The following is a 23,958-nucleotide window of genomic DNA, read 5'->3' as shown; positions in this document are numbered from 1 at the left end:
AACAACTTCTATCGGCTTGCTGCGCGTTTGACTCGGCATTTTCCGAGTGATTTCGATTGACCGGCGCCCCCTGATCGGATCAACTTGGAAAGCTCTAGTCATACTTCTCCGAGCTTCATTCGTTTCAGCCCTGAGGCGCCTTCGCCGATACCTTTTCTTATCCCTACGCCTCAGGCATTCCTCTCATCCGGAGTACGAATGCCATGCACTCATCCCTGTTGGATCCGCCGCCAGCGCGTCTCCGCCGAATCGGTTTTACGCTAGTCGAACTGTTGGTCGTGATCGCGATTATCGGCGTCCTGATCGCCCTGTTGTTACCGGCGGTGCAGCAAGCGCGCGAAGCGGCGCGGCGGATGTCTTGCACCAACAACATGAAGCAGATCGGTCTGGCGCTGCACAACTATCACGACACCCATCTTCGCTTTCCGGCCGGCGCCTACAGCGGACACGTCACGTGCACCGCCAGCGGGCAACCAATGGGAGGCTCCACTTCCGAGTGCAACAAGGTCTGGGCGCCCTGGACCGTGATGATCTTGCCCTACATGGAAGAAGGCCCGCTTTATGACAAGTTCGACTTCACCAAGATCTTTCCACCGTTCACTGACAGCTGCTCTTCGCCCAACAAACAATGGCAGCAGCAACCGCTGAAGAAATACCAGTGCCCATCCGATCCGCTATCCAATGGCGACACGCCGACGCTCAACTATCTCACCTGCCAGGGAGGCGGCGATCCGACCGTTTTTGAACCGGTACTGAACGCCGCGTGCAGCGGCAGCAGCAGCCCGACGCGCGTCTTCTTCACCAACGGCATGTTCTACAACAACTCGAAGACCCGCTTCGCCGACGTCACGGACGGCACGACCAACACTTTCATGGTCGGCGAAGGAATGTATCACTTCCTGCTCGGCTCGCATCCCAGCATCAAGAATCGAGCGACCAGTTGGGCTTCGGGCGAACTGGCCAACAATCCATACGGCACGCCGATCACACAATGCGCGGCGGGCAATTCGATCAACAGCGCTCCGCAGATCGCTACGTCGCACCAGCTGCCCGAGATGTCGCATACCTTCGGCAGTCGACACCCCGGCGGTTGCCTCTTCACGCTGGGAGACGCTTCGGTCCATTTCGTCAGCGAGAACATTGACCTCGCCGTCTATCGTTCGCTCGGCCGACGCGGCGACGATCTACCGACAGGAGGTTGGAACTAATGCGGTTCCACACTTCTGCGCAGCGCGCCGTCGCTATTGCTCTGTTAGCGGCGGCGTGCGGCGCCTGTGCTCCGGCCGACAACGGGCCGCGGCGTTATCGTATGCAGGGAGAGATCACCTACGACGGCCAGCCGCTGCCGGCCGGTCGCATCTCCTTCGCCCCCGATACCGAGCAAGGGAACTCCGGCCCTGGAGGTTACGCCGACATCGTCGACGGCTACTACGATACGAACAACAACGGCAAAGGGGTCGTCCCCGGTCCGCACAACGTACGGATCGAAGGCTACGACGGCCAACCTTCTCCCAAGAACGATTTTTATCGCTACGGGACGATGGTCTTTCGCGTCCACCGCGAACAGATCGAAGTCCCCGAGAAAGCGTCGACCCACAACTTCGACGTCCCGAACCCGCCGAATGAAAAGTAGCGCAAGCCGGTGATCAGGTCTTTCGTAGCCCGCAGCGCAAGCGAGGGAAATGCGGTCGGCGATTGCTACGAAGGCAAGTCAAAATCTCCCTGTTCTCTTCGCTCGCAAGAAATCCCCTTCCTTTCCCCTCCGACCATTGCGTTCCCCGGCAAGAGGAGTAGAAAGAAGTGAAGGGACGGATTTCCTTTCAAATAGGGACTGCGACATGAAAAGCCGAATGCTGCTTTTGATTCCGCTGCTGACCCTTTGCTTGCTGCAAAACGCTCCGGCGGAAGAACATGAGCCGGAGCCCAAAGGGGAACCTGCAAACCTCGAAGCGGCGCCCAAAATGGCGCGGATGATGGATTCTTCCGGCGTCTACTACTCGAGTAAGTTGCGGGCCCAACTCTATCTCGAGTGGATGTATATCCGCCAGAATGGTCAACGCGTTACGTTTTGGGGCGCACGCATCGTCGGCATGGATGAAGGCTCGCCGCTGCAAGATTTGCCCCACGTTCAGCTGGGGGACGTCATCACGCGACTCGACGGCATGCGCATCTCACGTAGCGCCCATTGGCATCGCGTTGACGACGGCGGTTACTACGCATTGCCCGAAGCGGAGCGGCATTACGGCGACACCGTCGTCCGCTGGATCCGCAGCGGCACCTACACCGTTCTGAACGACAGGGTCAACCTTGGTCCTCTCGGCGGTGGACCTGACGACGGCGGACCAGTCCGTCCGTAGTTTCCCTACCCGCTGAACGACGAGTAGATTGTGCCGGCAACCAAATCTTTACTTTAGTAGCCCGAAGCGCAAGCGAGGGAAATGCGGACGCAAGCGGAACGACGAATGCCGAAGCTCGAGTGACGAACTCTCTCTATTTCGTCATTCTGGTTTCGACATTCGTCATTTAGCCAAACGCATTTCCCTCGCTTGCGCTTCGGGCTACTATTTTCGAGAACTACTTCTACTGCATGAAAAGCCCCTGCGGGCTTTCCTCTTTCCCCGCAGGCCGGCGTTCTTCGCTCACCTCTTGGCGGATCTGCTCGGCCAGTTTGGTCAGCTGCGCGACTACCTCGGGATGTTCGGCCGACGCTTCATGATCTTCGTGCAGATCATGGCGAACGTCGTACAGCGCCGGCGAGCCCTGCTTGTTCGCCGCCGGCGGAAACCGTTTCGCTTCTTGCGGACCAAGCGGCAGATAGAGCTTCCATTGGCCGGCGCGGACCGCTTGCAGTTGATCCATCTGGTAGAACGCAAACCCGTCTTGATCCCACGGCGACGCGTCGCCGCTATCGGCGAACAAGATGCTGGCGATGTCATGGCCGTCGATTTCATTCTGCGGCGCCTTGGCGCCGGTCAGCTTGGCGAAGGTCGGCAGCAGGTCCATCGTCGAGCACAGCGCGTCGCTCGTTCGTCCGGCGGCGATCTTGGCCGGCCACCGCATCACGCAGGGCATCCGCATCGCCCCTTCGCTGGTGTTGTAACCGTCCCCTTGATACGGCGCGTTGCTCCCCTGCCGCGGATTGCGCCGCGGAGCGCCGTTGTCGCTGGTCCAGATCACCAGCGTGTTATCGTCGATACCAAGTCGCTTCAGCGCATCCATCACCTGGCCGGTGCTCCAGTCAAGCTCTTCGACGCTGTCGCCATACTTGCCGTTTTTCGACTTCCCCTGAAACGCCGGACTGGCGAACGGATGATTCGTCGAACCAGGCATCGTGTGCGGCACATAGGCGAAGAAAGGGCGATCCTTGTTCTTCTCGATGAACGCGATCGTTTCCTCCGTGCAGCGGCGGACCAGATAGTCGCGATCGACCGGCGCTTCGATCACCGTCTCATCCCGCATCAGCGGCAGCTCGGGCCAGATGTCCGGCTTCAACTCTTTGACCATGTCGTCGCTGTAGGGAATGCCAAAGAAGGTGTCGAACCCTTGCCGCGTCGGCAGAAACTGCGGCTGATCTCCCAGGTGCCATTTGCCGAAGATCCCGGTCGCATAGCCGGCCGACTTGAGCGTCTCGGCCATCGTCGTTTCGGTCGGGTTCAGCCCCTTCGTATCAAGCGGCCGCAGCACAACGCCCCCTTCCCCGCTCACATGCATGTCGACCCGCAGCGGATAACACCCGGTCATCAGCGCCGCGCGACTCGGCGTGCAGACGCCGCTGGCGACATAAAAGCTGGTCAGCTTCAACCCTTCCGCCGCTAACCGATCGATATGCGGCGTCCGATGCAGATCGGATCCATAACAACCGATGTCGCCGGTCCCCAGGTTATCGACAAAGAAGAGAACAATATTGGGCGGCCGTTTTTCTTCGCACTGCGCGGTCTTGGAAAAACAGAAACAAAGCCCGGCGACAAACGCCAGCGACAAGAGTCGAACCATAGATCGTGCCGTCATTCGCGGAAGGAAGGAAAGGAAGGAAGCTAGGCGGGGCGGGTGATGTCTCATGGTATCACCGAGCGGAGCGCCAGTGCAAAGCTTTTTTTGGGAGGAAGCTGCCAGACTTTTTACAGGCTGATTTCCTTTGCGTTCCCCCCCGCTATCGAGGAAGATGCACGCCATGGAAAGCGAAGAATCGCCACTCCCGACAACCGCAACTCCGCCGCGCCGTTGGCGATTGCGATTCTCGCTGCGCACGCTGGTGATCATCACGCCGTTGTTCGCCTTGTTCTTCGCGTGGATCGGCGGCGAGAAGCTGCGGCATGATCAGGACCAAGCGGCTGCCGAGAAGATCGGTTCGCGACACTCGTTCTTTTTGGCGACTCCCGACGAGGGAACCTGGACATTTTCGCCGCTGCAAATGGACCAACTGCTGCGAGGTCGGCTTTATCATCCCTATACCAGCATTGAATTCGCACATCTCCAAGCCGATGAGGATGACTGGATCGCGATTGGTCAATTCGCAGCGCCAAAACAGGTCACGATCTATAGTTACCGTGGCCCGACGACAGGAGAAACGTTTTCTCGACTTACTTCAATCCAGAGTCTTGTCTTATGGTACGGCGAGCCGACTTCCAACGATCTGCGGCAAATCCAACAGCTGCGACACTTACGGAGGCTAAGAATCTCACCGTCGGACGATTTCACTGGCCCGCAGAATCGCAAAAACGCTCCGACGCCGATTAACTTCCAGCCTCCACTGCTCGATATCGGCCCGGAGCCGTGGCCGGAGCTGGAGTTTCTGCACTTGTCGAATCAGCAACTTCCGGTGTTGGCGATGGAAGCCATCGCCGCTTCAACTCAACTGCAAGATCTCAGGCTAGTCAACTGCGTAGTTCCGCCTCATGGATTGCGTCAATTGAAGGACCTGACGGAACTGCAACACTTGTCGCTGATTTGGCGTCCCGACTCACTCCCGAAGAACGAGCCGGCAAGCCACGGAGTCATGGATGAAGTGACGCTCAACCATCTTGGTCGCCTGGAAAAACTGGAGACGCTCGCCTTCCATCACGCACAGCTCCGCAATTTTGGGGGCGACAACGCGCCAAATCGCTGGCCAAGCCTTTACGACCTCCAGCTAGACCACGTCCATTTGTCGAAACAAGCTGTTGAAGAGATCGCGGCGATCCCGCGTCTTCAAAGTCTCTATGTCAAAGCCTGCACTATCGATCCGGACGCGATGAAAGCGTTTCAGGGGGCGCGTAATCTTGTCGAAGTCCGTCTCAGCGATCCCGGGGACAACGAGCTGCTTGTCGAAGGTCTGGCGTCGCTTCCGCAGCTCGAAGCGCTTTTCTTTCAAGGCGAAACGGTCACGGATCAAACGATGAAGCGAATCGCAAAACTGAATGATCTTCAGTTTTTATCACTCGATGACACGCTGGTCAGCGATGAAGGAATCGCCCTTCTAGAAACCCATCCTCAACTTCTGACCATCCAGATTCACGGCGGACAGGTAACGAACTCCGCTTTGGCGTCGCTCGTAAGAATTAAAACGCTGATTCTGCCGCTCTGCGCGTTTGACTCGACACGAATTGATCCCAACTTGCTGGACGAAGTCCGGCAAGCGGCTTATGAAGGGAAAGACGTCACGGCGCTGTTGGAACAGAAAGGGATCTTCCCCGCGTCACCCCCTAAGCCTTAGCCCACCAAGGCGAACCTCGCAGCGCAACTAACGATAAAGGAACTATGAAAAGCGAAGAATCGCCACTCCCGACAATGACCACTCCGCCGCCCCGCCGGCGGCTGCGTTTCTCGCTGCGCACTCTCTTGATCGCGACGCCGATCTTGGCGGTCCTCTTCGCGTGGATCGGCGCCGAGAAGATGCGGCATGACAAAGACCAAGCGGCGGCCGAGCATTTGCGTTCCAGATTCTCGACAACTTGGAGTCGTGACGACGGTCGCTGGAATTTGTTCCCACCCAATTTCAGCGAACTCGGACGCGGACGTCTTTATCTTCCTTCCACGCGACTGCTCATCAGATCTCCTGGAACGCCAAGTAAGTTCAATCTCGAAGACTGGCAAGCGGCGGGAGAACTGCTCAAGCTGGAGGAACTGACGCTCTACGACTACCAAGGCCCGCAAACCGGCTCCACGTTTGAAAACCTGCACATGCTGGAATCATTGGAACTGGAAAGTTGTCAACTAACCTCAAACGACTTGCGACAAATCAACGCTTGGCCGCACCTGAAACGATTTAGGTTCCACCACGACGCCCAGTTCAACCAACTACTTTTTGATCGCGAGGTAAAAAAGAACGTCACCCCCGTTTTTCCCCAACTCGAAGTAGCGCTCGATAGTTGGCCGCAGATGGAAAAACTTGATATTGCCTGCATGGACGTTACGGCCGATGCACTGCAGGGCATCTCCAAATTGAAATCGCTTCGCGAGCTGAGGGTCACTTTCTCTGACTTCGATGTCGCCGGACTAAATTACCTGGAGCGATCGCCCAATCTCACCGAACTGACCGTTTGGGGACATCGCCTCCGTTCTGTGAATGGTCAACCTGTCGACAGTCCAGCGGTTGACGCGACGACGCTGGAGCATTGGGGCAGGCGCCACACGCTTGAAATGCTCGACATTAGCGCATCGCCGCCACTGGCAAGTTTCGGCGGCGTTGGAAGCGATTTGTCGCAGCGCTGGCCCAGTTTGTCGAAGCTGCGGATCGGCCATACCGATTTGTCTCCCCTGGCGGTGCAGGAAATCGCCGCAATTCCGCACCTGACCTCCCTCGCTATCACCGCTTGCACAACCGATGGCGCGTCGCTTTCCGCATTAGGAGACGCCAAGAATCTGACCTATCTTTGTCTCGACTGCGATGGCCCAGACGCCGCCGCCATGGCGAAAATCGCTCAACTTCCGCAGCTGAGGTCGCTGACGTTATCCGGTAAAGAAATCGATGATCAAATGATGCTGCAAATCGCCGCCATGGACCAACTAACGAGATTGGAGTTATACCACACCCAAGTCAGCGACCAAGGAATCGCCTTGTTGGAACAACACCCGAGCCTGGCGAATCTTTGGGTCTTCAATAGTCCCATCACCAATCGCTCGCTCGCGTCCGTCGCGCGAATCCCCTCCCTCTCGTTCAGCAGATGCAAACTAACCGGTCCCGGCGTCAACCAAGACTTCCTGGAGAGACTGACGAAGCTGGAAGAGAACAGTGGCGACGTAACCGCTTACCTCAAAGAAAAAGGGCTCTACCCCGTAGCGCCCCTTCCCGAAACGTCATCTCCTTAGAGCGCCGTCGTTAGCGAACCTTGCTCCCCGGTCTTGAAGATCGCGACGCACTCGTTGAGCATCTGGGCCAGCGAGTCCAGTTGGTCTCCTTCGCTCGACAGCTGATTGCCGCTCGACTGGTTTTGGTTGCTGATCTGACGCAGGCGTTCCAGTTCCGCTTCCAGCTGTCGCGCGACTTGCGATTGGCTTTGCGTGACCGAGATGATTTCGCTCATCTCTCCTTGCGACGCTTGAACCGCTTCGCAGATTTCGCGGAAGTAGGCGCCGGTCTTTTCGCCAGCGGTCACGCCGTCTTTCACGCGGCGCTGCGACTCGACGATCAGCTTGTTGATTTCGTCGGCGCTCTCGTTGCTGCGCTGGGCCAGCTGCTTCACTTCGCCGGCGACCACGGCGAAACCCTTACCGGCCTCGCCGGCGCGGGCCGCTTCGATCGTCGCATTCAACGCGAGCAGATTGGTTTGCTCGGCCAGATCCTGAATCACGCTGATCGCCGCCGCCATGGCGCTGGAGCTGTTTTGAATGTCCTGCATCGAGCGTTCCGATTCTTGCAGCGCCAGTTCGCCCTGCTTGGCGACTTGCGACGCTTCGCCGGCCGAACGTCCCACTTCTTCGCTCCGTTGGCGAATGTCTTGAATCGATTGGCTCAGCGACGTCAGCGATTGTTCGATCGCGGCGAACGCGGTCGCCTGATCGCGAATGCCGGCCGCCAATTGGCTCGAGCTTTCCTGCAGCGTCGACGAACTGTTGGTGACGTCGCGGACGGTGCCGGAGACCTTCACAATCACTTGCTTCCACGAGTCGAGCGTCTGCTGGAAGTCGTCTCCCAGGCGACGGACCAGCGGATCATTGATCGCCGGAACGTTGGCGCTCAAGTCGCCGTGAGCCGCTTTGTCGAGGACCGGACGCAGATCGTCGATGGCGCTGCGAAGCGTTTCGTGCGAACGATCGACCGAGATATGCTGCTTCACCGCTTCAGCCGCTTCGCGACGAGCCTGGGCTATGCCGACCAAGAGGACCGCATCCTCAATGATCACCCACATCGCATGCTCCAGCGCTCGCATCACCGCCGGATCGGAAACGCCGAAGATCGACTGCGGCCAAAAGATCGCACGTCCCAGGTGATCGACCGCAACGACGACGGTCGCCAGCACGATCGTCCAGGGATCGCGATAGAGCGTGAGGAACGCGAGCGACGCGAAGACGTGAAAGTGCATCTCCGAACGGCCGCCGGCAATATGAATCAGCAAGCCTGAGAACCCGACCTGCGCGGCTGAGATCACATACCGCGTCGCCGTATGCTGCGAATGAAACCAACCGAGGTAAGCCGGAAAGACGCCAAGCAAACCGCCCAGCAAAATGCTTCCCCAGACGTGGGCATGGACGTTGCTTTCGGCGCCGCTCCAGGTCAGCGGAGTCAGCCAGAAGGCGAGTGCGACCGAGATCACGCACTGGACGAGCAACAAGACCGCAAACAACTTGTTCACGCGCCCGTCTAACTCACGTTGACGTCGCGCAAATTCGTTTCGTTCGTCCTGATCCAGTTCCGGCAGGTTCAAATGCATCGCCCCAATCATTCCGCGCACTCATTACCCATAGAGTTCATCGAACGCCCCTTTCCCAAGTCGCTTTCGCGGCGCCCTTGGAAAGGGAAAACTACTTGAAGGAACGTAGCTTGCGCCAAATGAACAAGCGGAGGATTGCGCTAAAATTGCGGAATCCCCCATGTAGAGTGAGCTTAGAACCCGGCTACAAGACGCCGGAACGAAGCGGAAATGACGGTCGTTGCTCCCCCGCAGGCGTTCTTTTCGCCCACCGAGCGAGATCTGGGGCTCGAATTAGCTTCCCAGGAAGCTGTGGTCGGGCGTATCGAGGACGAACGCCTTCAAGTCGTCATGCAGCATGACCAGGAAGGTCTTCAGGTCGATCGCCACCCAGATCGAACGTTCCGCCGAGTCGTCGTACTTGCCGTCGACGATCTCACCGGGAGGGAGGACCAGCACGTCCTGCTCTTCCTTCCGCATGACGAACAAGCGTCCGCCGCCGTCGCTGCCGATCAGTTGCACGTCGCCGGCGTTCGAGCCGCCGACGATCGTGGTTGGATCGCCGTTTTGCACTTCAGCAAGCCGAGCGATTGGCGAAATGAAATACCCGACATGCACATCAGGCCAGCTCAAGCCGTCGCAGTAGGTATAGAATTCGGCCAGCTTTTTCCCGTCTTGCAGGCCGATTTGATCAATGCACTTCTGCACGTCATCGGCCGGCTGCGGCTCGTGAAGGACGTTTTCGCCCAGGGGAGTACCAAAATCAATGTCTTGCAGCTCTCCGAGCAATCGCTTTACGGCGGAGCCCCATGATTGAATGTTCATGGCTGGTAGAAAAATCGTCCTATCTAGTTTGTGGAGGAAAGATTACAGCGTGTCTTGTCCGACCGGCGGTTGCAAGATCGTTTTTAGGTAATCGAGGTACTTTGGGTCCTCGTCTTCGAATATATCGGCGCCGGCGGCCATGTACGCCATCGTAAGCTCGTTGCCAGCACGCGACTTATCGCCAAGTTCCCAGTAGGCCTGGCCAAGCCGCAGGTGGATGAAGGGGTTTCCGAGCCCATCGGGGCACATCGCGGCCCGCATCATAGCGTCGACCACCTCAGCGTACTGCTGCCGAGCGAAATAGACGTCCCCCTTCGCTGCTAGCAGCCAGAGAGCCGCTTCCCACTGGTTTTTCGGTTCCGGCAACAACCCCCACGCGGCGTCGAATTTCGCCATCGCCGCGTCAAGGTCGCCGTCGTCAAACAGCACGTTCCCTTCCTGGCTCAGTTCGGTGACTTGCTCGTAAAGGAAATCATCCAAATCCGACATTTCAGCTTCCGGGCGAAGGTACAAGTCTTGGGGGGTTTGATAGCGCCGGCAATTGTATCACACCGCCGTCCGTTTTGCCCATGTCGCCCCAATGCTCCCCCCGCCAATAGGGAGAAGACGCTGCGGCCGGTCCCAAAGGATGCGCCGCGACTCACTCAATTCTGAATCGTAATCAACACGTTCGTCACGTGCCCCACGATCACCAGCGCGTAACCGCCGCAACCGGCCAGATCGCGCCATGCGGTTTGGGGCGAGCAGAAGGTCCAGCACTCGTGCGCTTCGGTCGCGCTGTCGAGAAACGCGTCGACCGCCGCCAGAAACTCCGGCGTAGCGCGTTCTTTGTCGAACTCATCGCGCAGGTTCGCGATATCGACCTGGTGCCCAAGACACTCGGCGACTTGCTGGTAGAACTTTTCCCGCCGCCGATCTTCCGGCCCCTCAGGCGCCGAACCAAACTCGATCGTCGTGGGAGTTCCGACTAAATTCAGGATTTCATCATCCGTGAGTTTCGAATCACTCATCGTACTTGCCATACGAAAGGAATCGGTCACGCAAACTCGTGACATCCGCATTGGAAAAACAATAGCTGCAGCAGGTACATTTTAGCGGCAGCCGGCGGCGAATGCGAACAAATCTAGTGGGGGAAATCTCGTAGGGCAGGCCGTGCCTGCCGTTCTTTTTTACCAGCGCCGCAGACGCCGTAAAACTTACCGTTTGCCTTCGGCAGGCTTGGCCTGCCCTACCGTTCTTGCGGCCGCAGTCCCTCGGCTCGCGCCTCGGGCTACGATCGCCCGGGCGCGTCGACAGGATTAACTCCTCTTACTTCTTAATTCCGCTCACGTTCGTCTTCACGCGGCAGAAATACATGTCGGCAGTAATATACAAATATCCGTCTGCGCCGAAGGTGCAGTTGGCGGTCGCTTCGCCGGTGTTGAGCAAACCGATCTGCTTTCCTTCCGGAGTGAAGACCAGCACGCCGCCCGGGCCGGTCGCCCAGATGTTGCCGGTCGCGTCGACCGCCATGCCGTCAGGCAGACCCTTCACCTTGCCGACCTGGCTGGTCCCATCGTAGAAGACCGTCCCTTCGCCGACGCTGCCGTCAGCGTTCAGCGGATAGCGGGTAATGGTCGCCGCTTGCGGATCGCTTTGGGCGACGTACAACGTCTTTTCATCAGGCGACAGCCCGACGCCGTTCGGACGGGTTTGCTTGCTCGTCACCAGATCAACCGTGCCATCTTTCTTCAAGCGATAGACGCCGCACCAATCTTGCTCGCGGCCCGGATCATCGAAGTTCTTCGGCAGGCCGTACGGCGGATCGGTGAAGTAGATGTCGCCGCTGCTGTGAATCACCAAATCGTTCGGGCTGTTGAAACGCTTGCCGTCGTATTTGTCGGCCAGCACCACGCGCTTGCCGTCGACGAACTTCACCAGGTTCCGATCGCCATGGCAGCATGCGGTCAGCTCACCTTTGGCGTTCAGCGCCAAGCCGTTGGTACCCGGCTCTTTGCCGGTGAACGGCGCCTTGCCGGTATAACCGCTCGGCTCCATGAAAATGCTGATCCCTTCCCCTTCCTTCCACTTCATGATTCGGTTCGGCGGGATGTCGCTGAACAGGGCGTACTCTCCTTGCGGAACCCAGACCGGGCCTTCGCTCCAATCGAATCCGTCGGCCAACACCTCGATCACCGAGTCGGCCGGTATCAATTTGTTGATCGCCGGATCAAGCCGTTCGATCTTACCGATCGACTTCGGCGTTTCGGCAAACAGAGGAGTGGAAACGAGGGCTAGCATCCCGAGGGCGAGAACGGTTCGGCGAGTGACGCTCATAGGGGCGAATCCAAACAGGGGCGACAAATTGGAAGGGTGAGAGGGCGATTTGCGGTCTTATCGTAGCCGGAGCCAAAGCGCGACGCAAACTAGCGAACTGGCGGGAAAAAGGTTCCTATGCGAATCTATCCACCACTATAATCAGCTGACGAAGCGCAATAACTCGCAAAAACAAGGTTTTTGTTGACCCAGCCCACTGGATTGGGTAAATTCGACTCCGCTCTTCCCTGCCGAAGGGTCTCGCCTCCCATCGCCACCTTTACTCCTACCTAGGTGCACCGACATGGCGCTGCGTCGTTTCGCTCTTGTGCTGCTTTCGGCTTGCCTGGCCGGTCCGCAACTTGCCTCCGCGGCGGACGTTCTTGACGTCTCCAAGCTCCCTGGCATCCTGCTCGACGATGCGGTCGCAGTCAAAGAAGGCGCCTGGCACGATTCGAAACATACCGCTCCCTACGTCGGCCAAGGCTATGTTCATAGCGGCACGTCGGCGATGCCCGACAGCAAAGAATCGAAGTCGCTCACCTTCGCCACCGTCGTTCCCGAAGCCGGCGAATACGAAGTCTTCCTCGCCTTCAACGGCGGTCCCAATCGGGCCGAACAAGCCCCGATCATCATCCAACATCAGAATGGCGAATCTCGGCAACGCTTGAATCAACGTCCCGGCCCCAAGGGCCCCGCGTCGTTTCAATCGCTCGGTAAGTATCACTTCCCCTCGGACGAAAAAGCGGTCGTCAAAATCACCAACGACGATCCCAATGGCATCATCATCGCCGACGCCGTACTGCTGGTCGCGGTGAAGGATCTGCCGAAGCTCGAAAAGTTCGTCGCCAAGACGGTCGATCCCGGCGACAAGAAAGCGAAACAGCAAACCGAAGAGTTGGCGACGGCGCCTCCCTTTGAGCGGATCGAATCGACCGGCCTGCGAACGCTTACCTCGCGTGAACTCGACGACCTGATCGATTCGACCGCAAATGTCGCAAACCCAACTCCGCCGGTCGACGACGAAACGTTCCTCCGCCGCGCAACGATCGATGTCATCGGCCGCGTTCCGACCGAAGCGGAATGGAACGAGTTTCTCACGGACGCTTCGCCCGACAAGCGAGCCAAGCTGATCGATCGCCTCCTCGCCTCCGAAGAGTTCGGCGCCAACTGGGCGAACTACTGGAGCGACGTCTTCAGCTATCGCACGCCGCAGCCGGAGCTGACCTTCCTGTCGTACGACGTGCCGAAGCAATGGATCGCCGAGCAGTTGAACAACGGCGTCGGCTGGGACGAGGTCAGCTATGACATCCTGACCGGTGTCGGCAAAGTCGCCGACAACCCGGCCGCGTTCTATGTTGGCTATCATCAGGCCGACATCTCGCGTCTCGCCGGCGAATCGACCCGCATCTTCCTGGGCGCCCAGATCCAATGCGCCGAGTGCCACGATCATCCGTTCGTCGCGATTCCGCAGGAGCGGTTCCACCAGATGGCGGCCTTCTTCGTTCGCACGAAGGCCGACGTTCCCTGGAACGACAGCACGCAGATCGTCGTGAAGAGCAAGCCGAGCGGCGAACACAAAATGCCCGAATCAAAGCAGATCATGCTGCCGGCGGTGTTCGACGGCGAGCCGCTCGCGAAAGACACCCCGGATATCGATCGTCGCGTCGAACTGGCCAAGTGGGTCGTCGCTCCTGAGAACTCCCTCTTTGCGAAAGCGTACGTCAACCGGATCTGGGATCGGCTGATGGATCGCCCCTTCTGCGAACCGGTCGACGAGATCACCGAACTGGCCGGCTTCCCGACCCTGCCGGAAGTCCACAACGCCGTCGCCGAGCACTTCGTCGCCAACAAGTACGACAGCAAGTCGCTGTTGCGACTGATCCTGAACAGCCAAGCCTATCAGCGCCAGCTGCCGAAGGGAGAAGACGATCCCGGTCAGTTGGAAGCCTCCGCGCCGGAGAAGATGCGGAGCGACGAGATCTTCGCTTCGCTCGCCGTCGCGATCGATCTGCCGAACATGAAGGGAGAAGCTCGCAAACCGACCGGCGAAGAGCGATTCCCTCCTCCGCCGAAGAGCACGCAAGACCTCGTTCGCGACGCCTTCGGCTATGACCCGTCCCTCGGCGATCAGTTCCGTCCGCAGACGATGCAGCAAGCGATGTTCATGATGAACAATCGTCAGTTGCAAGCGCAGATCGCCGCCGACGAAGGAGCCCGTACGAAGTTGGCCCAAATCCTGGCCGAGAATACCAGCGACGACGAAGCGATCGAACGACTCTTCGTCAACGTCCTCGGCCGTCGTCCCACCGAGAAAGACGTGCAGATCTCGCGCGACTATTTGAAGCAAGTCGACGATCGCGCCGCCGCGTTCGAGGATCTGCTCTGGAGCCTGATTAACTCGGCCGAGTTCACCACTCGCCGCTAAGTGAGAGCTTATTCATGATTCAGCCGTTTTGGAATTTGCATGCCGGCCGAGACGGCGTCTCGCATCGTCGCGGGTTTCTCAAGCAGCTCTGCGCCGGCGCCGTCGGCGGCACGATCGCTCTCTCGTGGCGCGACATGATGATCGCCCAGGCCGACGAATTGCGTAAGCGCGGCAAGTCGATGATCCTCCTCTGGATGGACGGCGGCCCCAGCCAGTTTGAAACGTTCAATCCGAAGATCGGCTCGCCGAACCAAGGCCCCTCCGGCGACATCGCCACCAACTTGCCCGGCGTCCGCATCTCGGAACACATGCCGCACACCGCCCAGGTGATGGACAAGATCGCGTTGATTCGGTCGATGCACAGCACCGAGCGCGATCACTTCCGCGCGATCAAACTGGTCCGGACCGGCTACCCGATCAACCCGTCGATCCCCTATCCCACTTGGGGCTCGGTTGTCGCCCGCGATCGCTGGGATTCGAGCTACGCCCTCCCGGCGTTCGTCCGCATTGGCGCTCCGCGGATCAAAACCCGCGACGTCGACGCCGGCGTTCTTGGTCCCCGCTACGACTCGTTCAAAATCGACGTCGCCGGCGAACTGCCCCCCGACGTGATTCCGACCGTCGATCCGCAGCGACTGCAGCGCCGCTTGGCTCTTTCGGCCAAGTTTGATCAGCAGTTCGCGTCGACCGGCGGCGCCAATCGCGTCCACGAAAAAGAAGAGATCTATCAGCGGACTAGCCGCTTCGTCCTCAGCCCGAAGCTCGACGTCTTCAAGCTCGACGACGAACCGGACCAGCTCCGCGATCAGTACACGCGGACCAACTTCGGCCAAGGCTGTTTGCTGGCTCGCCGCCTGGTCGAACGTGGCGCCAGTTTCATCGAGGTCTTCAGCACCGGCTCGACCAGCGATCAAGGTTGGGACACGCACAAGAACGGCTGGAAAGAGAACCCGCACCTGGCCGGCGAAATCGATCAGGCCTACGCCACCTTGCTGCGTGATCTTGAGCAGCGCGGCATGCTCGAAGATACGCTGGTCGTCTGGATGGGCGAGTTCGGTCGAACGCCGAAGTTCAAACCAGACGGCGGCCGTGAGCACTATTCGGACGGCTGGATCACGTGTCTCTCTGGCGGCGGCGTCAAAACCGGCCAGGTCATCGGCGCAACCGACAAAGATGGCGTTCACGTCAGCGAGCGCCCGGTCGGCGTGCAGGATCTGTTCGTCACCTTCTGCAAAATCCTGGGGATGGACCCGCACGAAGAATACGTCACCGACCAAGACCAACCGCTGGCTTTGGTCAAAGGTGGCGAGCTGATCCACGAGCTGTTCTAAACCGAAGGGCGGCAGCATGACGATCGAAGAATTCGTCGCCGCCCGACCCGATCTCGTTAGCTGCGGCAGACCATCGACCGCCGCCGAAATCGACCGCTTTGAGCGCGAGCTCGACTTTCCAGTTCCGCTCCGAATTCGCGCCATCTGGAGCCAATTCGGATCAGGAACCCTCTTCGAGACGGAGGACTTCTTCACCCCGGCCGTCGACCTCGTCACCGGGGAATCGGCCTACTCCAAAACGACCGAGATGCGGCGCCGCGGTTTGTCCCCGGACCTGGTCGTCATTCACTCCGGACTCGCAGGGTTTACCTTCCTGGATCCCTCCGGCGAAATCTATCAAGCCGATCACGCGCATCGCTATTCGCCTCGGCGCAAATACGCCAACTTCGACGATTGGTTCCAGTCGTCGCTCATGGCGGAATACGCCGGTCGCTATGGTCTGACGTACTAGAGGAGCGGCGCAGCGAAAGAAGCGAATTTCGAAGTTGGACGCCGCCATCAGGCATACAGCAACCTCCACAGCGCCACCTCCAATAGTAGCCCGAGGCGCGAGCCGAGGGATTGTGTTGGGAGAATCGAGATCGGTTTCGAAGAACAAAAAATAGAGGACGAACCGATCGATTGGAGAGGGTGATGGAAATGGAACGCACAATCCCTCGGCTCGCGCCTCGGGCTACGATGGACCGTCTCATCTTTTTCCATTGACAAAGCGCACGGACTTCGGGTCGATTGCACGCAGGAAAGAATCTAGGCGTCTGCTCTCAGGCGCCAACCGCGCGAAGAAGCGCCCCCGGCCGGCATCCCTGCCGGATGGTCCGATCTTTGAAAATTTGCAGCAGCGGTCCGGTCTTACCCATCGGTCCGATTGGATGTGAATTGGGTGGCGCCGCAAAAAAATCGCGCCACGGTCCAGTCCACTCATCGGCACGATTTGATTCGAGAGGCGAACTGGACGGCAATTGGGACCGCCGATTGGGTACCGAAAAAAAATGCGCGAGGGTCCGGTCCCATTTTTTTCCGCTCGACCGCATTCCCTTGCTTGCGCTGCGGGCTAGTCGGAGCCTACTTCAAGTCCCAAACGATGCCTTCGTTCGGGGCTCGCTGGACGTCCAGCTCGTACTTGCTGTGGACGTTGCAAGACGGCGGCAACGTGGCGGTGTCTTCGACCTGCGAGCCGTTTTCGAGCGTGATCATTTTGCCGTTCGGCCAGCTGGCGTAAAACTCGACCCGCTTCAGCCCCGGCGTCGATTCGCCGTCGAAGGCGCCTTGCTCGATCATCACCACTTGGGTCGGTCCGGCGTTCACTTCGCCGTCGGCCGGCAGCAGCACCAGCTTTCCTTCCGGAAGCGGCGACCCCTGGAAGTTGACTGTTCCCGAGATCGGAAACCGCTCGCGTCCGTCCCCTGCTTTGCTGCAACCGACTGCCGCCAAAATGGCGACGCCCACCAGCGTCGCCGCGAGAAATTTGCTGTTCATGATCTTTACCACGCAAAAGGAAAGGAGAAAGAAGGTCTAGCCGCTCCGCTTACCACTGCGGCGTGATTTCGCCGCCGCTGCGGGTTGCAGCCCCTTTCCAAATGACGGAGTCGATCGTTTCCGGCACAAAGCGAACCGACGCGTCGACCAGCACCACTTGCACGCCGCCGGGATGATGGCTGCGAGCGTAAGTCGCGTAAACGCCGCCGGAGCCGGCGCTGACGGCCGGAGCGTAGTCGGTGTTCACAAAGCGTCCCGATTCCTGCACGTCCGGGGTCAGCGAGTTCGGCGTAACGTTGGCCGAGATCGTCGCGTTGCCGGTGTAGCACATGTTGTACATGCCGCGGCGATCGGTCACCGAAACGTCGAGGCCTCCTTCCGGAACCAGGTTGATTTCGCCCATCAGCATCGTGTTGCTGGTCCCGTCGGTGACGTCGCCCATGCGGATCTTCGACAAGGCGCAGAACATGCCGTTCATCCGTTCGTCGGCGCTGCCCCCCTGATCGTAATAACGGGAGTCGCCATGGAAGCCGAGATAGTTGCCGCCGAACCCTTCCTTGCTCACCTTGGGACCGGCCGGATCGGACGGGCACATGTAGCCAGGAACGACTTCGGTAATGCCGGGAATCTGCCACGACGGGGTGTTCAGCTTTTGGCCAGCGTCGAGCAGTTCCCACAGCGCCTGCTGTTCCATGAACGGCAGAATGCTGCGAGCGTAGCAGTAACGCATTTGATGGCCCGAGGTATTGAACGGCCGAACTTCGTAACCGAGCGTCTGGAAGTAACCAGGCGGAAACTTTTTATAGGTGTCGTGGTAGTTGTGCATCGCGATGCCAAGCTGCTTCAGATTGTTGCCGCACGACATCCGTCGGGCCGCTTCGCGAGCTTGCTGCACTGCCGGCAAGAGGAGCGCGATGAGGACGCCGATGATGGCGATCACCACCAGCAATTCGACCAACGTAAAAGCGGACCGCGTCTTGGACATACCTTGCCACTCCAAATAATAAAGATGAAATATTGTGGACAAAGCACGATCGTAGGTCGCTGCCGGAGCAGTCGGAATGAGATATTTGCCATCGACATACGCTTTTTTACCGGCGAAACGGCGACGCCGCGTTAGGGCCCGCAAACGCGTTTATTCTCAATTTGTGGGCGGATTTTTGCACTCAAGCAAATTTCCGACAAAGAAATACTTTTTAGGTAATTCCCGAAGTCGAAAATGGTTTCCCCCCATGCGCAGAAAAAAACGGGTCTCTTGCGAGACCCGTTTGCTGGTTCAGATTGGAGCAGCGGCAGCCGCTTACTTCCGTTTGTCGATCGCCCGCTTCAGCGCGGTACCCATGTCGGCCGGGCTTTCGGCGATTTCGACGCCGGCGGCACGCAGCGCGGCGAACTTCTCATCGGCGGTACCCTTACCGCCCGAGATGATCGCACCGGCGTGACCCATCCGTTTGCCAGGAGGAGCGGTACGACCGGCGATGAACGCGGCGACCGGCTTGTCGACGTTGGCTTTGATGAATTCGGCCGCTTCTTCTTCGGCGGTACCGCCGATTTCGCCCATCATCATGATCGCTTCGGTTTCGCCGTCGGCCTGGAACATCTTCAGCAGGTCGATGAACGACGTGCCGACGATCGGGTCGCCGCCGAGACCAACGCAGGTCGACTGGCCAAGGCCCAGGCTCGTCAGCTGCCAGACCGCTTCGTAGGTCAAGGTACCGCTGCGGCTCATCACGCCGACCGGGCCCTTCTTATGAATGTAACCCGGCATGATGCCGATCTTGCATTCTTCCGGCGTGATCACGCCGGGGCAGTTCGGACCGATCAGAACCGAGTTCGAGGCTCGCACCTTTTCGTAAACCGGAACCATATCGAGAACCGGAACCCCTTCGGTGATCGCGATGATCACTTTGATCCCGGCGTCGAGCGCTTCGAGGATCGCGTCCGCGGTACCAGCCGGCGGAACGAAAATCATCGTGGCGTCGCAACCGGTCGCGGCGACCGCTTCTTCGACGGTGTCCCAAACCGGCAAGCCTTCGACTTCAGCGCCACCTTTGCCCGGCGTCACGCCGCCGACCATCTTGGTGCCGTACTCGAGGCATCCCTTGGTATGGAAGCCGCCGACGCGGCCGGTGATCCCTTGGCAAATGACCTTCGTATCTTTGTTGATCAGGATGCTCATTGGAACAGCTTCTTCCGGTTATGTATTCGCCTAAGGGTGTTTTCGTATCTTCGTAGGCTGGGTCGAGACCCAGCAGTTTTCGCATTGAAAGCGGAGCGGCGGAAAGCTTTCGCTTGCGGCCGCATTCCCTTGCTTGCGCTGCGGGCTAGCGTCGGAGCCGTCGGACGCTTAGGCGACCGCGGCGACCACCTTCTTGGCGGCGTCGGTCAAACCGTCGCCGATGATGATCGGGATCCCCGATTCGGACAGGATCTTACGTCCCTGTTCGACTTCGGTACCTTCCAAGCGAACGACCAGCGGCACGTTGAAGCCGACGCTCTTGTACGCTTCGACCACCGCATTGGCGATCGTGGTGCAACGCATGATCCCGCCGAAAATGTTGACCAAGACCGCTTTCACGTTCTTGTCGTCCAGCAGAATGCGGAACGCTTCGGTCACTTGATCGACGTTGGCGCCGCCGCCGACGTCCAGGAAGTTCGACGGCTGACCGCCGTGCAGTTTGATGATGTCCATGGTGGCCATCGCCAGACCGGCGCCGTTAACCAGGCAGCCGATATTCCCTTCCAGCTTGACGTAGCTCAGACCGGTGTCGGCCGCTTTGACTTCGGCCGGCTCTTCTTCGGAAAGGTCGCGGAGCGCGACGATTTCCGGATGACGGAAGAGGCCGTTCGAGTCGAAGTTCATCTTGCAGTCGAGCGCGATCATGTCGCCGCTGCCGGTGATGACCAGCGGGTTGATCTCGAGCAGGCTGCAGTCGGTTTCGACGTAAACCTTGCAGAGGCCGCTGATGAACTTCATGGCGCTCTTGATCGTGGCGCCTTCCAGACCCAGCTTCTTGCAAAGCTTGCGAACCTGGAACGCATCCGGGCCGCGGCTGGGGTCGAAATGTTCTTTCAGAATCTTTTCGGGGCTGTGGGCGGCGACCTCTTCGATCTCGGTACCACCTTCGGTCGACATCATCAGCACCGGCTTGGCGACGGCTCGATCGAGCACGATCCCCATGTACAGCTCACGGGCGATGTCGCAACCTTCTTCGACGAGCACCTGATTGACCTGCTTCCCTTCGGGACCGGTCTGGATGGTGATCAGCTCTTTGCCGAGCAGGGCCGCGGCGACCGCTTTGGCTTCGTCGGCCGATTTGACCAACACGACGCCCCGTTGATCGGGATTGTCTTTCACCGTCCCCTTGCCGCGTCCGCCGGCATGGATCTGGGCTTTGACGACGGCAATTTTGCCGCCGAGCTCTTCGTACGCCTTGGCCGCCTCTTCGGGCGTCTTAGCGACGATGTTACGCGGGACGGCGACGCCTGCGTCGCGGAGAAGCTGCTTCGCCTGGTATTCGTGAATTTTCATCGACTAAATCCGACTGAGTCGAGGCGTCATGGTGCGGTAAAAGCCGGATTATCGATTCATAACCAAACAGGGTCAACCATAGCGCTTTTGTGGTTAATGAACCTGTCGACATTTTCACGGAAGAATTGGCCGAGCAATCTCGGGGCGCCCTCCGATTTGGCGTCACCCGAAGATTGGCAAGTTTTAGACGCCGAACGGAGTCGTCTTTTTGACCGGACGCAAAGCGAACGTCAGAGCGACCATCGAGAAGATGAAACCGGCGAAAATCAGGCTGGATTGAAAGGCGAGCATCGTAAAGTCTCCGAACTTGGGGGGAAGTTGGGAGACGTATATGGCGAGAGGTGTGCCAAATCTGGAACGGGGCCGAAAAACCGGAAAACAGCCCCTAAATCTTATCCATCCTTCCATCTGAGGCCGATTAAACGCCTATCGCTTCAGCTAGCAGATGTCACTTTGACTTCCACTCTCGCGTTTCGAGACGAAATTGCGACACCTGGCCGCGGAGACAAAAGCCTGGACCGAACTCCCGCGGAGGGAGAGAATTACGGTTACCAGCTTTGTCGCCATGCCGAACCGCGCGTGCCCGCTACTTCGGAGACCATGATGCGCACCCTGCTCTGCCTATTCGCCGTCGCGGCCGCCCAGGCCGGGTTCTACTTCTGGCGACTTCGTCCCAGCAACTTTCGGTGGGACAGCCTGACAGGGATTGCCCTAGTGACGTTGACCATCGTCTTTTGGTCGGGCGTTCTGCAAATCGCCTGGAGGGATAAGAGCGAGCGGCCTGATTCGCCACAGGAAGAGCCCGATTCGCCCAGTGGTGATTTTGCTTGGCGGCGGACCATGATCGCCGTCGTCTTTGCGGCCCTGGGCATCCCGGCAACTTTGTTCACCTGGAACTGGGCACGTCTCCATTCGCATGATGAAGTCGCCCAGTTCTGCTTCGCCACGGGGTTGCCGATTCCAGTTTCACCGCCGACTTACACGGCAGTTGCACCAACCAGCGCCGCAGCACTTTCGCCTCTGCCAAGGTTCGATCCCTTTGTTTATGACGACAAACAATTGGTGGCGCTCAACGACATGCCGATACTGGACAACTCCTTCGATCCCGCGCCATCGCCTGTCGCACCAGACGATTCGTGGCTTTGCTTCAGCTTTACGCCATCGACAAAGATCGCATTACAGCCGTTCTCCTATCCTGGAATGTACCCCAGCTTTTTTTATGAGCACACGCCGCATCCATTGATCAAAAAGCACCACCCGGAATTCTTTTACCGCAACGGCGTCGTAAGCCCATCCTGGGACGAATACGACGCCCCGTTTATCGACACGAGCGATGGGGCGCAGCGCAGCAAAGCGCTAGGTCACGCGATCCAAATGGGTAACGCCGCCCAGGTAAAAGAGCTGATTGACGCCGGCGCTGACCTCGAGGCGATAAGTCCCAACTCGGGGCGAACGCCGCTGGAGGAAGCGGAACTGTGCGGCCAAGGGAAGCTGGTCAAGCTGCTGAAAGAAGCCGGCGCCAAGTAACTGCCTTAATTCGCCACCGGCGTCGCGCGAAAGAGGCGCCTTGGTAGATTATCGACTTTCGCCCAACTACATTGTCACGAATCGGGCTGATCGGCGACGTCCGCCGCTTCGCCCGTTCCCTCTTACTTGAGTCACCCGACCGATGTTGCGCGGATGCGTGTTGGCCTTGCTGCTGCTGGCAGGCCTGATTTGCGGCTACTTTTACTGGCTCAATCAAGTCTTTGAATGGCCTGGCAATATCATCGGCGCTGCGATCGCCGGGCTAGTCGTCTTCTTTTGCCTCGGCGCATTGCAAAACGCCTGGACGGCGTGGCGCGACTCGGCTCGCATCGGCGACATCGACCGCCAAGATCCACTGGAAGACGGCAAGGTAGTCGCGGTCAGCGGGACGATCCATCCAGTGAGTGATCCGCTGATCGCCCCCTTCAGCGGCGAAGAATGCGTGGTCTGCGAATACGACCTGATGAGCCGCGGCCCGGCCGACATGCCCGAACAGGAAACGCAAGGCTCCGACTTCGCCGGTTTCCTGATGGTCCCTTGCGTCATTCGCGGACCGCGCGGCGACGTGCGGATATTCGGCTTTCCTTCGCTCGAAGGCTTTGAAGAACAGTTTGTGCACGGCTACGACGCCGCCCAAAACGCCGCCAACTTTCTCCGCAACACCGAGTTCGAAGATCGCTCTGGCATGAAGCTCGTGAGCCTGCTGAGCGTCTTCGGCGAAGTCTGGTCGGACGAAGATGGACACGTCGAGAAGAACATGCGTCTCGGCAAGCTAACCGCCGACGATCTCTTCCCCCGCGACAAGGACGGCAACCTGCAAAAGCTGGCCCAGTGGGACGCCGAGATTCGCCAGGAAGAAGAAGAGGAAGACTACGACGACGAAGAGGATGAAGACGAAGAAGTGCTGCCGGAAGGATACAGTCCGGAGCTCGTCGTTCCGCGATTGAAAGAGAAACGCGTACCGGTCGGCGCTGAAGTCTGCGCGATCGGCATCTACGACGAGGTCAGTCGCGGCTTGTTGCCTCCGCCGGGGACGATGACTCCTAATCGGTTGATCAAGGGAACCGCCGCCGAGATCGCATCCGGCGCGTTCGGCAAAGTGATCAGCAACATCGTCGGCGCGATCATCTTTCTGGCGATCGTGCATGCGGTGATCTTCGGCGTGATCTGGGCGAATCAAAACAACAGCGAGGAACGAGGGGACCGCGAACGCCGCGCGGTGAACGCCGCTTCGACCGGCAAACTGGAGGAACTCGAAGGACTCGTCTATCGCGGCTTCGACGTGAACTACGTCGACAAAGAGGGACATACCCTGCTGATGATGGCCAACACGCCGGAGATCGCCAAGTATCTGATCGACAAAGGCGCCAACGTCGACGCGGTCGATCCCTCCGGCGATACGGCGATCTGGTTCGCCGCACGTCAGGGGCGAAAGGAGATTGTGAAGCTGCTCCTCGACGCAGGCGTCAAAGAGCCCAACCCGCGCAGCGAAATCACCGGCCGCACCGCCATCGAAGAAGCGACGATGCGCGGCGATCAAGATACCGTGGAGATGATCAACAGCGCGTTACTTCGGAATCGCGATCCGGCGGTTCAAGAGCAAGAACCAAACGGCCAACCCGCCGAAAGTGACCCCGGCAGTTAGCATGACGTCCCAGTCCAAGTAACAGCCGATGCCTACGAGAGCACAGAACAAGATGAGATAAGACATGAGAT

The 23,958-nt window shown here is 58.9% G+C and carries 20 protein-coding genes; 10 read left to right on the top strand and 10 right to left on the bottom strand.

All coding sequences use genetic code 11. The features are described 5' to 3' along the window. The first annotated feature begins 203 nt into the window (after window positions 1-203). From LOC68_RS17455 to LOC68_RS17445, 3 genes are all read left to right on the top strand, one after another. Window positions 204-1,208, top strand: a complete 1,005-nt coding sequence (locus LOC68_RS17455) for a DUF1559 domain-containing protein (protein WP_230221100.1) — start codon at window positions 204-206, stop codon at window positions 1,206-1,208. Further along, window positions 1,208-1,633, top strand: a complete 426-nt coding sequence (locus tag LOC68_RS17450; protein WP_230221099.1) for a hypothetical protein — start codon at window positions 1,208-1,210, stop codon at window positions 1,631-1,633. The genes LOC68_RS17455 and LOC68_RS17450 overlap by 1 nt, the downstream gene beginning before the upstream one ends. Window positions 1,634-1,838: 205 nt before the next feature. Then, window positions 1,839-2,357: a hypothetical protein gene (locus LOC68_RS17445; protein ID WP_230221097.1), complete on the top strand. Its 519-nt coding sequence runs from the start codon at window positions 1,839-1,841 to the stop codon at window positions 2,355-2,357. Between the two features lie 223 nt (window positions 2,358-2,580). Here the strand turns inward: LOC68_RS17445 and LOC68_RS17440 are convergent, their stop codons facing one another. Further along, window positions 2,581-3,993, bottom strand: coding sequence for a sulfatase family protein (locus tag LOC68_RS17440; RefSeq protein ID WP_230221095.1), 1,413 nt, complete (start codon window positions 3,991-3,993; stop codon window positions 2,581-2,583). A gap of 178 nt (window positions 3,994-4,171) precedes the next feature. On the opposite strand from LOC68_RS17440, the gene LOC68_RS17435 reads away from it, so the two are divergent. Both LOC68_RS17435 and LOC68_RS17430 read left to right on the top strand, forming a co-directional pair. After that, window positions 4,172-5,692: a hypothetical protein gene (locus tag LOC68_RS17435; protein ID WP_230221093.1), complete on the top strand. Its 1,521-nt coding sequence runs from the start codon at window positions 4,172-4,174 to the stop codon at window positions 5,690-5,692. A gap of 44 nt (window positions 5,693-5,736) precedes the next feature. Continuing rightward, a complete protein-coding gene (locus tag LOC68_RS17430; protein ID WP_230221091.1) occupies window positions 5,737-7,287 on the top strand; it encodes a hypothetical protein in 1,551 nt (516 codons plus the stop codon). On the opposite strand, the gene LOC68_RS17425 is transcribed toward LOC68_RS17430, so the two are convergent. From LOC68_RS17425 to LOC68_RS17405, 5 genes are all read right to left on the bottom strand, one after another. Then, window positions 7,284-8,849, bottom strand: coding sequence for a methyl-accepting chemotaxis protein (locus LOC68_RS17425; protein WP_230221089.1), 1,566 nt, complete (start codon window positions 8,847-8,849; stop codon window positions 7,284-7,286). The two genes, LOC68_RS17430 and LOC68_RS17425, sit on opposite strands and share 4 nt — an antisense overlap. A 273-nt stretch (window positions 8,850-9,122) precedes the next feature. After that, window positions 9,123-9,653 (bottom strand): hypothetical protein, encoded by a 531-nt coding sequence (locus tag LOC68_RS17420; RefSeq protein WP_230221087.1) that lies wholly within the window; start codon window positions 9,651-9,653, stop codon window positions 9,123-9,125. A 42-nt stretch (window positions 9,654-9,695) separates the two neighbouring features. After that, on the bottom strand, window positions 9,696-10,142 hold the full coding sequence (locus LOC68_RS17415) for a tetratricopeptide repeat protein (protein ID WP_230221086.1): 447 nt from the start codon (window positions 10,140-10,142) through the stop codon (window positions 9,696-9,698). A gap of 155 nt (window positions 10,143-10,297) precedes the next feature. Further along, complete coding sequence (locus LOC68_RS17410; RefSeq protein WP_230221084.1) at window positions 10,298-10,663, bottom strand: hypothetical protein; 366 nt, start codon at window positions 10,661-10,663, stop codon at window positions 10,298-10,300. 298 nt (window positions 10,664-10,961) lie between these two features. Further along, complete coding sequence (locus LOC68_RS17405; RefSeq protein ID WP_230221082.1) at window positions 10,962-11,969, bottom strand: SMP-30/gluconolactonase/LRE family protein; 1,008 nt, start codon at window positions 11,967-11,969, stop codon at window positions 10,962-10,964. A gap of 283 nt (window positions 11,970-12,252) precedes the next feature. Between LOC68_RS17405 and LOC68_RS17400 the strand changes: the two genes are divergently transcribed. From LOC68_RS17400 to LOC68_RS17390, 3 genes are read left to right on the top strand one after another with little or no spacing between them, the layout of a single operon-like run. After that, window positions 12,253-14,376, top strand: a complete 2,124-nt coding sequence (locus LOC68_RS17400) for a DUF1549 domain-containing protein (RefSeq protein WP_230221080.1) — start codon at window positions 12,253-12,255, stop codon at window positions 14,374-14,376. Between the two features lie 14 nt (window positions 14,377-14,390). Further along, the gene (locus tag LOC68_RS17395; protein WP_230221079.1) at window positions 14,391-15,707 is read left to right on the top strand and encodes a DUF1501 domain-containing protein; all 1,317 of its coding nucleotides are present in this window, start codon (window positions 14,391-14,393) and stop codon (window positions 15,705-15,707) included. Window positions 15,708-15,723: 16 nt separating this feature from the next. Then, a complete protein-coding gene (locus tag LOC68_RS17390) occupies window positions 15,724-16,158 on the top strand; it encodes an SMI1/KNR4 family protein (protein WP_230221077.1) in 435 nt (144 codons plus the stop codon). Window positions 16,159-16,769: 611 nt separating this feature from the next. Here the strand turns inward: LOC68_RS17390 and LOC68_RS17385 are convergent. From LOC68_RS17385 to sucC, 4 genes are all read right to left on the bottom strand, one after another. After that, complete coding sequence (locus LOC68_RS17385) at window positions 16,770-17,183, bottom strand: hypothetical protein (protein WP_230221075.1); 414 nt, start codon at window positions 17,181-17,183, stop codon at window positions 16,770-16,772. Window positions 17,184-17,232: 49 nt separating this feature from the next. Beyond that, entirely contained in the window at window positions 17,233-18,168 is a 936-nt protein-coding gene (locus tag LOC68_RS17380; protein WP_230221074.1) for a DUF1559 domain-containing protein, read from the bottom strand. Window positions 18,169-18,483: 315 nt separating this feature from the next. Next, window positions 18,484-19,362: a succinate--CoA ligase subunit alpha gene (gene sucD, locus LOC68_RS17375; protein WP_230221072.1), complete on the bottom strand. Its 879-nt coding sequence runs from the start codon at window positions 19,360-19,362 to the stop codon at window positions 18,484-18,486. A 168-nt stretch (window positions 19,363-19,530) separates the two neighbouring features. Next, window positions 19,531-20,715 (bottom strand): ADP-forming succinate--CoA ligase subunit beta, encoded by a 1,185-nt coding sequence (gene sucC, locus LOC68_RS17370; protein ID WP_230221070.1) that lies wholly within the window; start codon window positions 20,713-20,715, stop codon window positions 19,531-19,533. A gap of 600 nt (window positions 20,716-21,315) precedes the next feature. Here sucC and LOC68_RS17365 point away from each other — a divergent pair. Both LOC68_RS17365 and LOC68_RS17360 read left to right on the top strand, forming a co-directional pair. Next, window positions 21,316-22,242: an ankyrin repeat domain-containing protein gene (locus tag LOC68_RS17365; RefSeq protein WP_230221069.1), complete on the top strand. Its 927-nt coding sequence runs from the start codon at window positions 21,316-21,318 to the stop codon at window positions 22,240-22,242. Window positions 22,243-22,384: 142 nt separating this feature from the next. Continuing rightward, the gene (locus tag LOC68_RS17360; protein ID WP_230221067.1) at window positions 22,385-23,887 is read left to right on the top strand and encodes an ankyrin repeat domain-containing protein; all 1,503 of its coding nucleotides are present in this window, start codon (window positions 22,385-22,387) and stop codon (window positions 23,885-23,887) included. Window positions 23,888-23,958 lie beyond the last annotated feature (71 nt).

The sequence above is a fragment of the Blastopirellula sediminis genome, from assembly GCF_020966755.1.
Lineage (GTDB): Bacteria > Planctomycetota > Planctomycetia > Pirellulales > Pirellulaceae > Blastopirellula > Blastopirellula sediminis.
This window is presented reverse-complemented; position numbering and strand designations above follow the sequence as displayed.

Excerpts from the sequence above, each read along its gene's own strand:
- LOC68_RS17455 (WP_230221100.1), top strand. The coding sequence starts at position 204 with ATGCACTCATCCCTGTTGGATCCGCCGCCAGCGCGTCTCCGCCGAATC.
- LOC68_RS17450 (WP_230221099.1), top strand. The coding sequence starts at position 1,208 with ATGCGGTTCCACACTTCTGCGCAGCGCGCCGTCGCTATTGCTCTGTTA.
- LOC68_RS17445 (WP_230221097.1), top strand. The coding sequence starts at position 1,839 with ATGAAAAGCCGAATGCTGCTTTTGATTCCGCTGCTGACCCTTTGCTTG.
- LOC68_RS17440 (WP_230221095.1), bottom strand. The coding sequence starts at position 3,993 with ATGGTTCGACTCTTGTCGCTGGCGTTTGTCGCCGGGCTTTGTTTCTGT.
- LOC68_RS17435 (WP_230221093.1), top strand. The coding sequence starts at position 4,172 with ATGGAAAGCGAAGAATCGCCACTCCCGACAACCGCAACTCCGCCGCGC.
- LOC68_RS17430 (WP_230221091.1), top strand. The coding sequence starts at position 5,737 with ATGAAAAGCGAAGAATCGCCACTCCCGACAATGACCACTCCGCCGCCC.
- LOC68_RS17425 (WP_230221089.1), bottom strand. The coding sequence starts at position 8,849 with ATGCATTTGAACCTGCCGGAACTGGATCAGGACGAACGAAACGAATTT.
- LOC68_RS17420 (WP_230221087.1), bottom strand. The coding sequence starts at position 9,653 with ATGAACATTCAATCATGGGGCTCCGCCGTAAAGCGATTGCTCGGAGAG.
- LOC68_RS17415 (WP_230221086.1), bottom strand. The coding sequence starts at position 10,142 with ATGTCGGATTTGGATGATTTCCTTTACGAGCAAGTCACCGAACTGAGC.
- LOC68_RS17410 (WP_230221084.1), bottom strand. The coding sequence starts at position 10,663 with ATGAGTGATTCGAAACTCACGGATGATGAAATCCTGAATTTAGTCGGA.
- LOC68_RS17405 (WP_230221082.1), bottom strand. The coding sequence starts at position 11,969 with ATGAGCGTCACTCGCCGAACCGTTCTCGCCCTCGGGATGCTAGCCCTC.
- LOC68_RS17400 (WP_230221080.1), top strand. The coding sequence starts at position 12,253 with ATGGCGCTGCGTCGTTTCGCTCTTGTGCTGCTTTCGGCTTGCCTGGCC.
- LOC68_RS17395 (WP_230221079.1), top strand. The coding sequence starts at position 14,391 with ATGATTCAGCCGTTTTGGAATTTGCATGCCGGCCGAGACGGCGTCTCG.
- LOC68_RS17390 (WP_230221077.1), top strand. The coding sequence starts at position 15,724 with ATGACGATCGAAGAATTCGTCGCCGCCCGACCCGATCTCGTTAGCTGC.
- LOC68_RS17385 (WP_230221075.1), bottom strand. The coding sequence starts at position 17,183 with ATGAACAGCAAATTTCTCGCGGCGACGCTGGTGGGCGTCGCCATTTTG.
- LOC68_RS17380 (WP_230221074.1), bottom strand. The coding sequence starts at position 18,168 with ATGTCCAAGACGCGGTCCGCTTTTACGTTGGTCGAATTGCTGGTGGTG.
- sucD (WP_230221072.1), bottom strand. The coding sequence starts at position 19,362 with ATGAGCATCCTGATCAACAAAGATACGAAGGTCATTTGCCAAGGGATC.
- sucC (WP_230221070.1), bottom strand. The coding sequence starts at position 20,715 with ATGAAAATTCACGAATACCAGGCGAAGCAGCTTCTCCGCGACGCAGGC.
- LOC68_RS17365 (WP_230221069.1), top strand. The coding sequence starts at position 21,316 with ATGATGCGCACCCTGCTCTGCCTATTCGCCGTCGCGGCCGCCCAGGCC.
- LOC68_RS17360 (WP_230221067.1), top strand. The coding sequence starts at position 22,385 with ATGTTGCGCGGATGCGTGTTGGCCTTGCTGCTGCTGGCAGGCCTGATT.